The following is an 8170-nucleotide window of genomic DNA, read 5'->3' on the forward strand; positions in this document are numbered from 1 at the left end:
TGCTCAAAGAATACGCTGATTGGAAAATTTTTACGGTATTGTTGCAGTAACGCTAAAGTTGCACATACTTTACTAAAAAGGCATCGCATTAAATGCCGCTCTAGGAGGCTGTAAATGTCAATTTCTGTATTAGTAGCTGATGATTCTAAGTTGTCGAGGCGTAGTGTGATTCGCTCACTTCCGCAAGATTTAGAGTATGACATCACCGAAGCAACAAACGGGCAAGAAGCCATAAATGCGCTGTCAGAAAGTGAATTTGCATTGGTACTTTTAGACCTAACCATGCCAGAAGTTGACGGCGTTGGTGTGTTGGAATTCTTGCACCAAAGGCCCGACGCCCCAAATGTAATTGTGATTAGCGCTGACTTTCAGCCAGAAAAACAGAAAATTGTCATGTCTCTGGGGGCAAAGCGCTTTTTACGCAAACCGCTTGATAAAGAAGAATTAGCAATGTCGTTGTTTGAGTTGGGGTATCTATGAGCATTGTACTACCACTAGACGAAGAGCAAAGAGATGCCCTTCAAGAACTCCTAAATATTTCCATGGGGCAAGCGGCTAACTCTCTTGCGCAGTTAATTGAAACCAAAATTGATATTTCTATCCCAAAAATCTCAGCGGTTACTCCCACCCAGCTTTACAGTCTCTTATTTGAAACCGAAGACGCTTTCTATACCCGTCAGTCTTTTTTAGGCGACGTACACGGCGAAGTGATGTCTGTGCTATCTCAAGCTGGATTGAGTGAGGTCGCAACGTTAATGGATTACGATGAACCATTAAGCAAAGAAGACATTCAAGAGATTATCTTGGAGCTTTGTAACATTTTGGCAGGTGCGTGTTTGGCTGGTCTTTCCGACCAGTTGGAGCTTACCACTAACTTGAACATGCCCACGTTATTCTTGCCCGATAAAGCGAACTTCGATGAGTTGCAATGGCAGCACAGCTTAGTGATGGAAGTGCAGTTTATTATCGCGATCTCGTCGTTTAGCATGCGCGTTGTTTTCTGCTTAGACGATGAATCTCTTGCACGCATGAAAGACACATTGGATGAGTTACTCGCATAATGTTTGAACAACTGGTAGGTAAATTACCAGTCGGAATTGGTATAGTCGATGAGAGCTTTAAGGTTGTTTATCTAAACGACTTCTTTTTAGATCGACTTCCTCACAATATGCGCGACTGCTATAAAGAAACGCCAGTTGTTGAGTTATTTCAAGGACAAGGTAAGTTTCTAAAACGCAGACTAAAGTCAGTTTTTGTACTGCAGCATCCTAGCTTTAGCTACTGGGAACAACGCCCCCACATCTTTCCGTTTAAGAGCTCTCGCCCTATAACGGGTGAAGAAACACAGATGTATCAAAACATGGAAATCTTGCCCATTAAAGACAAAAACACAGGGCAAAAATTGGCGTGTATTTTTCTGCAAGATGTGACCGCCCAAGCTAGCTATTTTAGAGCCCAGCAAAAGCTTTCTGAAGCTTTGAAGAAAGAACACGAAGCGCAAAAAAAGTTAATTCGCAAACTCGATACCGCACAGAGCCAGCTAATTCAGGCTGAGAAAATGGCTTCTACTGGTCAGCTAGCGGCGGGGATCGCCCACGAAATTAATAACCCTATTGGTTTTGTGAGCGCTAACCTCAATACACTTGAGCAATACGCAACTCACCTTATTGCGATCTGTGATGGCGTTCAGGAGCAACTCGAACACTTCACCGACGAACTTAAAGAGCAGGTCGACGCACTGTTTGAGTCTAATCACTACGACTTGTTAAAGGACGATATTACTGAGCTAATTGCCGAATCGACAGATGGTCTTACCCGCGTAAAAGACATCGTCGAAAACCTTAAGAACTTTTCGCTGGAGACTACCGAAGGTGTGCAGATAGTAGATATCTGCGCCGTGTGTCACCAGCTGATCACGCTTATTTCCGCCCAGTACAGCACGCCCCAATATAAATTTGAATGTGAATTAGAGAAAGTGGAGGTAATGGGAAACCCTGGGCCGCTGAAACAGGCGCTAATGAACGTCATGATAAATGCAGCGCAGGCCATAGAAGATAGGGGCTTCATTAAACTTACTGTGCTCGATTCACCTACGTTGGTGACCATCAAAATACTGGACTCGGGTTGCGGTATTCCTACGAAACATCTAAAGCGAGTCTTTGAACCCTTCTTTACTACAAAGCCCGAAGGGCAAGGCCAAGGGCTGGGCCTTTCTGTGGCTTACACCGCCATCGAACAACATCAAGGTAAAATATCTATTAGCAGCAAAGAGGCAAAAGGAACCGTGGTAGAGATCACCATTCCGAAACAGCCTGCAGCACAGCCCCCGTCCAGTGAAGATAATGAAGAGAATAAAGAAAACGAAACGGAAAACTCTCAAACGGCCTAGAAAACAGATAGCCCAGTACAGAGTAGGACGTTGTTAATCCTCACTCTGTTTGTATGTCCTCTGACTGAACTAACAAGCAAGCTTTTTTACTTCACAGGCTTTAAATGTATACACACCCTTGCTGTTTAACGTCCGCGAAATGACTCCTTCATTAAGCAAGTAATTAAGGTGAGACAAACACTCTGCTACTGCAAACACCATGTTGCGACTAGAGAGCTTGCGCTTAAACATAACCGGTAATAACTCTACGACCGTTTGAGGTTGCTCGCAAGCATTTAACAGTGCTTTTAGGTGCTCGTGATGATGAGCAATAAGCGAATCTACTCGCTCATGCAGGCCGATAAAGGGTAGCTTGTGAGCAGGTAATACTGTCGCATCTTTGGGCAAATTCTTGAATTGCGGCAGCGTAGAAAGGTAGTCGTCTAAGGTGTTGGCATCAGGCTCTGTTGAGTAGGCGCCAATGTTTGGCGTGATAATCGGCAAAATATGATCGCCTGATATGAGAATATTTTTTTGCTTATTGTAAAGGCACGCATGCTCAGGAGAGTGGCCGCGGCCAATGATGATCTGCCATTCATTACCGCCAAGCGACAGCGTCATACCATGTTTTAGACGGGTGTAGCTAATGGGTAGTGGTGAAACAACGCTGCTGTAGCCATTGCCTTCACCAGAAGTAAGCTTTGCGATCATGGATTCGTCTAAACCTGCTCGCTGGTAATATTGCACATCCCGCTCATTCGTTGCGCCATTTCTTCCTGCCGCAAACGCTCTGGCAGTAAAGTACTCAATTTGAGACATATAAAAGGGGACGTTATACGTGTCGGCTATCCAGCCCGCTAACCCTACATGATCAGGATGTAAGTGCGTAACGATGACACCAACTATTGGCCCGTCTAATTGCTTGAATATACGCTCCCACAGCGCTTTGGTGGTGGACGTTCCTATGCCAGTATCAATGACCACCCAACCGCCTTCACCGCGGATCAGGTACAAATTTATGTGGTCAAGTTCAAATGGAAGCGGCATTGTTAGCCAAAGAACACCATCGGCCACTTCTATTAGCTCGCCCGGCTCTACCTGTTTATCGAATAGATATTCCATATCGCCCTCACCTTTTCTATCGTGCATGGTCTAACGTGCACAAAGACTGTACGTTTTCGTTTTAACTCGCGCTGCTTACAAAAACAAACATATCTGTCGAATAGAGATCTATAGGAGTAGGTGATAACAAACGTTATACTAAGCCTACTGCCGTTTCTCGTGCACAGTGGTAGCGCATTTTTATTGCACCTTTGCCCCAGTTATTGAACAGATAATGGTAATGCGAGTTTATAAAACGTACACGCCCATGAGGCTATTTAAAGAAATTAACGTCAACAAAGCCGGTTAGTAAATCAGATTCATGTCAGCCTCAACAATACAACAAGGGTTCATACTCAATAAAAGTACGTTTACCCGGCGAGGCAAGGTTTATGTTGAGCTATGGGTAAAAACGCCCAGTAGCACCGCTAGGTTAATTTCTTCACCCCAATACCCCACTTGCTTTGTATCTGTTGATCACGCCAATGATTTACGCAAAATCGCCGAGCGTATTTCAGCAAAGATCAGTATTTCAGATGACGGGTTTTACACGCTGGAACAAGTTCCTGTTGCGACGGTAAAAACCGCAACCGAATCACATATGCATCAGCTTCGCCAGCATGCGCAGGAAAGCAGTATTATATTGTACGAAGCGGATATTCGCGTTGCCGATCGCTACTTAATGGAGCGCTTTGTGTATGGTGCGGTGGAATTTCTGGCTCCGCAAGATTTCGACGATACGTCTCAGATCATTATAGAAAATGCGCAAATCAGACCCTGTCAATTCAGAACCACATTTACATCACTTAGCATAGACATCGAATGCAATGAGCATGAAGAACTCTTTAGCATTGCGTTAGCCGGTGAAGGACTCAACATTGTGCTGCTTCTATGCCCGCCACGTTTTGTTGGGCAAACATTGCAAGGACAAGAAGACAGCGCGTACGAGCTCATTGTCGTTGAATCAGAAAAAGCACTGCTTGAAGCATTTTTTTCATATCTTACATCCCACGACCCAGATATCATTTTAGGCTGGAATGTTAAACAGTTCGATATGGCGGTACTTGAACGCCGCGCTAGGGCTAACTCGCTAAAGTATGCTATCGGCCGCCATGGCAGAGAGGCTTCTGTAAGGCAGTGGGAGGATCAAACCCTCGTTGATGTGCCAGGACGATGCGTTATTGATGGTATCGAAGCACTAAAAACAATGACTTATCAATTCGAGTCGTTCTCGCTCGATCACGTATCTGAAGAACTGCTTGGCGAAAATAAGCTTATTCAGGCTGCCGACAAGCTTGAAGCGATAAAGCGTCTTTATCATAGCGACCCTGTTGCACTAGCTAACTATAACTTTAAAGACACGGAACTGGTCAATCGCATTCAGGATAAAACCCAATTTATCGATTTTCTGGCGCTGCGCAGTATTCTTACCGGCCTAGATATGAGTCGCCCCGGAGGGTCAGTGGCCGCGTTTTTAAATGTGTACTTGCCTAAGCTTCACCGCAAGTCTTATGTCGCGGGGGTAAGACCTGAAAATGGAGGCTTGGCTAGTCCGGGTGGTTATGTCATGCGTTCCCAGCCAGGTTTATATAAAGACGTTTTAGTCCTCGATTTTAAGAGCCTATATCCTTCCATCATTCGTACATTTAAAATCGACCCGTTAGGACTTGCAGAAGGGCTTAAGTCTCCTGACACGGCGATAGAAGGTTTTAAAGGCGCAGTATTTAGCCGCGAATCTCATTTTCTACCTTCCATCATTGAAAACCTATGGCTTCAGCGCGACGAAGCCAAAAAACAGAAAGACGCACCGCGCTCTCAGGCCATCAAAATATTAATGAACTCCTTCTATGGTGTGCTTGGTAGTGGCGGCTGCCCCTTCTACGATCCTCGCCTGGCTAGCTCAATCACATTAAGGGGTCACGAGATCATGCAAACCACTGCGGGTTGGATTGAAGAACTAGGCTATACGGTTATTTACGGTGATACCGACTCAACATTTGTTCATGTAGAAGGGAATGATGCACTGGGTTCGCCGTCAGAAACTGGGCTTGAGCTCGCTAGCATTATTAATCGAAAGTGGACTGAGTTACTAAAAAGTGAGTTCGACATTGATTGCCACTTAGAAATTGAGTTTGAATCTCACTTTTCTACGTTTTTTATGCCGACGATCCGAGGCTCTTCCGAAGGCAGCAAAAAACGTTACGCAGGAATGAAGGGCAGTGAACTTGTCTTTAAAGGCTTAGAAAATGTCCGCTCTGATTGGACGGTATTAGCTAAAACCTTCCAGTACGAGCTGTACAAAAAAGTGTTTACTGGAAAGCCTGTTGAAGACTACATAAATAGCACGATGGCAGCGATAAAGTCCGGTGAAATGGATCACGCTTTGGTCTATAAAAAGCGGCTGCGAAAGCCTTTGTCGTCGTATACCAAGTCGCTGCCTCCCCACGTAAAGGCAGCGCGATTAGCGGACGAGTACTATAAAGAACAGGGGTTGCCACTTCGCTATCAGTTTAATACTACCATTGCCTATGTCATTACAGTACAGGGCCCTCAAACCGCAGAAACCGCCACGGCCCCCCTTCAATATGACCACTATATTGAAAAACAAATTCAACCCATTGCCGATAGTATCTTGCCTCTTATTGGCCTGAATTTTGAGACAATAGCGAACGATCAACTCTCGCTGTTTTAATCTCATTAATGGGGTTCTATCTATATCTGAGAACAGCTTAAGTTTGACGTATGAAGATCTTGCAAACACTGCGACAATTTAACATAGCAATAACATTGAAAACCTCGCCTTAAATTTTTATTACCTCACTAAATCAGTTAGTTATGCATTTGGCACATTCAATGAATAATGAATTACGTAAGTCATTAGCGGTGTCAGATTGAAACTTACTTCCAATCTGCACCTATGTTGAGGTCTGTGGACCTAGTGGTTAGGGCAATTGAACGCCCGAGTTCACTGTAAAAGCCAGAAGGAATTTGATTATGAAGATCACAAAACTAAGTATGATTACCAGTGCTGTTATTGCTGCAACACTATCTGCTTCAGCAGTAGCAGGCCACCACGAAGAGAAGATCTCGATGGGATTTAACGCAATGGATAAGGATGGAAACGGCTATATCGTCGGTTCAGAGTCTTCTGGCGTTATTGACAGTAAGCTTCTCGCAAAAATGGATACCGATGGTGACAGCATGATTAGCCGTGTTGAATTCAACAAGTTTGTTGATGAAAAACCATCAATGTTTAGCGACGACATCATTACTCAGGTGAAAACTGAAGGCACCAATGACGCTCTACTCTCGGAAAAGGGCAACCCTGAATTATTCTCTAAAGCAGACGGTGAAATGATATCAGAGAAGAATAAGGAGCTTCGTACTGAAATGTCAGCCACAGCCGACAATAAGTTTACTGAAATCGATGTAGACAGCGACGGTAAGCTTACAGCCGAGGAGTTAAAGGTTGCACATGTCGAAGGTGACTTTGAGATGATGGACGAAAATGGCGATTCTTACGTTACCCGTATGGAATATCGTGCCTACTTCGAAGGTATTGAGTCTGAATAGACACTCACCTTTCGTAAAGTAAAAATTTTTAGGAAGCCTCCTTCGTCGGAGGCTTTTTTGTTTCATTAAAGTCGAGACAATTTTCTTTAGACATCAAATACATTGTCACTTTTAGTTATTACTCTCCTTTCAGCGTGTACGACGAATCACACAAATTCATCGTTGAATAACCCCATATACGACTAACATCTTGTCGACAAAACCCGTTTGCAACAATATTGTTAATAAAGATTGAATTATTTGTTTTATTCGTTGCGTATTCAGCATTTACTGCAATTGTTGCCATTGGTTATTTGGAACCAAAAGCCGAAACAGCCAACTCTATTATTTATATATAAATCAGATGCGTACGCGCATGGAGGCAAGATATGATGGAATCAAAATTTACACCGAACTCACTACTCCCTCTTCAGAAAAGTGAGTTTACTGGCTCTGATGACGCTGAGCTGACGTCGCTCACTATCGGTCAGTATTTCAAAAATGTTGTCGACAATTATGGCGATAACCCAGCGATTATTGTAAAACATCAAGACGTTAGCTGGACCTATCAGCAGTATTGGTATGAAGTAGAACGTGTTGCTTGCGGCTTACTTGCAAACGGTGTAGAACCTGGCGACCGTGTGGGCATATGGTCTCCGAACAATATCGAATGGTCGATCGTACAGATGGCCACTGCGCGAATCGGGGCGATCATGGTATGCCTGAACCCTGCTTATCGTCCTGATGAATTAGCGTTTGCCATTAATAACGTTGCCGTAAAATACTTAGTCATGGCGCAGTCGTTCAAGCAGTCAAATTACGTCGCCATGTTGAAAGAGCTTGCGCCAGAAATAGACAGCCAAGATAAGAACACACCAAAGCGTCCTCTAACGCTTGCTAAGTTGCCTTCACTTAAATATGTATACACTATTGGCGATAAGCCTGTAGAAGGATTACAGGCTTTTTCTGCATTGCAAATAGAACCAACGGAAGCGCTCGAGTCTCAGTTGGAGGCCGTTGAATCGAACCTTAGCGCGGATGATAACATCAATATTCAGTTTACCTCTGGCACCACGGGAAATCCGAAAGGCGCAACGTTAACGCACCGAAACATTCTAAATAATGGGTTATTAGTATCACAAGCAATGA

General features: G+C 44.1%; 7 protein-coding genes. 6 read left to right on the top strand and 1 reads right to left on the bottom strand.

Translation table 11 applies throughout. The annotated features are described in order from the left end of the window. Positions 1 to 114: 114 nt before the first annotated feature. The 3 genes from ACFI6L_RS14140 to ACFI6L_RS14150 are packed head-to-tail and all read left to right on the top strand — an operon-like array spanning position 115 to position 2389. The gene (locus ACFI6L_RS14140; RefSeq protein ID WP_014949491.1) at positions 115 to 480 is read left to right on the top strand and encodes a response regulator; all 366 of its coding nucleotides are present in this window, start codon (positions 115 to 117) and stop codon (positions 478 to 480) included. Continuing rightward, on the top strand, positions 477 to 1061 hold the full coding sequence (locus ACFI6L_RS14145; protein ID WP_014949492.1) for a chemotaxis protein CheX: 585 nt from the start codon (positions 477 to 479) through the stop codon (positions 1059 to 1061). Before ACFI6L_RS14140 ends, ACFI6L_RS14145 begins: the two co-directional genes overlap by 4 nt. Further along, positions 1061 to 2389, top strand: coding sequence for a sensor histidine kinase (locus tag ACFI6L_RS14150; RefSeq protein ID WP_278346037.1), 1329 nt, complete (start codon positions 1061 to 1063; stop codon positions 2387 to 2389). Before ACFI6L_RS14145 ends, ACFI6L_RS14150 begins: the two co-directional genes overlap by 1 nt. A gap of 69 nt (positions 2390 to 2458) precedes the next feature. Here ACFI6L_RS14150 and ACFI6L_RS14155 read toward each other — a convergent pair whose 3' ends face one another. Further along, complete coding sequence (locus ACFI6L_RS14155; protein ID WP_069944954.1) at positions 2459 to 3490, bottom strand: MBL fold metallo-hydrolase; 1032 nt, start codon at positions 3488 to 3490, stop codon at positions 2459 to 2461. 301 nt (positions 3491 to 3791) lie between these two features. Between ACFI6L_RS14155 and ACFI6L_RS14160 the strand changes: the two genes are divergently transcribed. From ACFI6L_RS14160 to ACFI6L_RS14170, 3 genes are all read left to right on the top strand, one after another. Next, positions 3792 to 6161: a DNA polymerase II gene (locus ACFI6L_RS14160; RefSeq protein ID WP_371342357.1), complete on the top strand. Its 2370-nt coding sequence runs from the start codon at positions 3792 to 3794 to the stop codon at positions 6159 to 6161. Between the two features lie 302 nt (positions 6162 to 6463). Further along, positions 6464 to 7042 (top strand): EF-hand domain-containing protein, encoded by a 579-nt coding sequence (locus ACFI6L_RS14165; protein ID WP_014949496.1) that lies wholly within the window; start codon positions 6464 to 6466, stop codon positions 7040 to 7042. A 368-nt stretch (positions 7043 to 7410) separates the two neighbouring features. After that, positions 7411 to 8170, top strand: a 760-nt coding sequence (locus ACFI6L_RS14170; RefSeq protein WP_462574243.1) for an AMP-binding protein, incomplete at its 3' end; no start/stop codon positions are given.

The organism is Alteromonas sp. G4i35, from assembly GCF_054960375.1.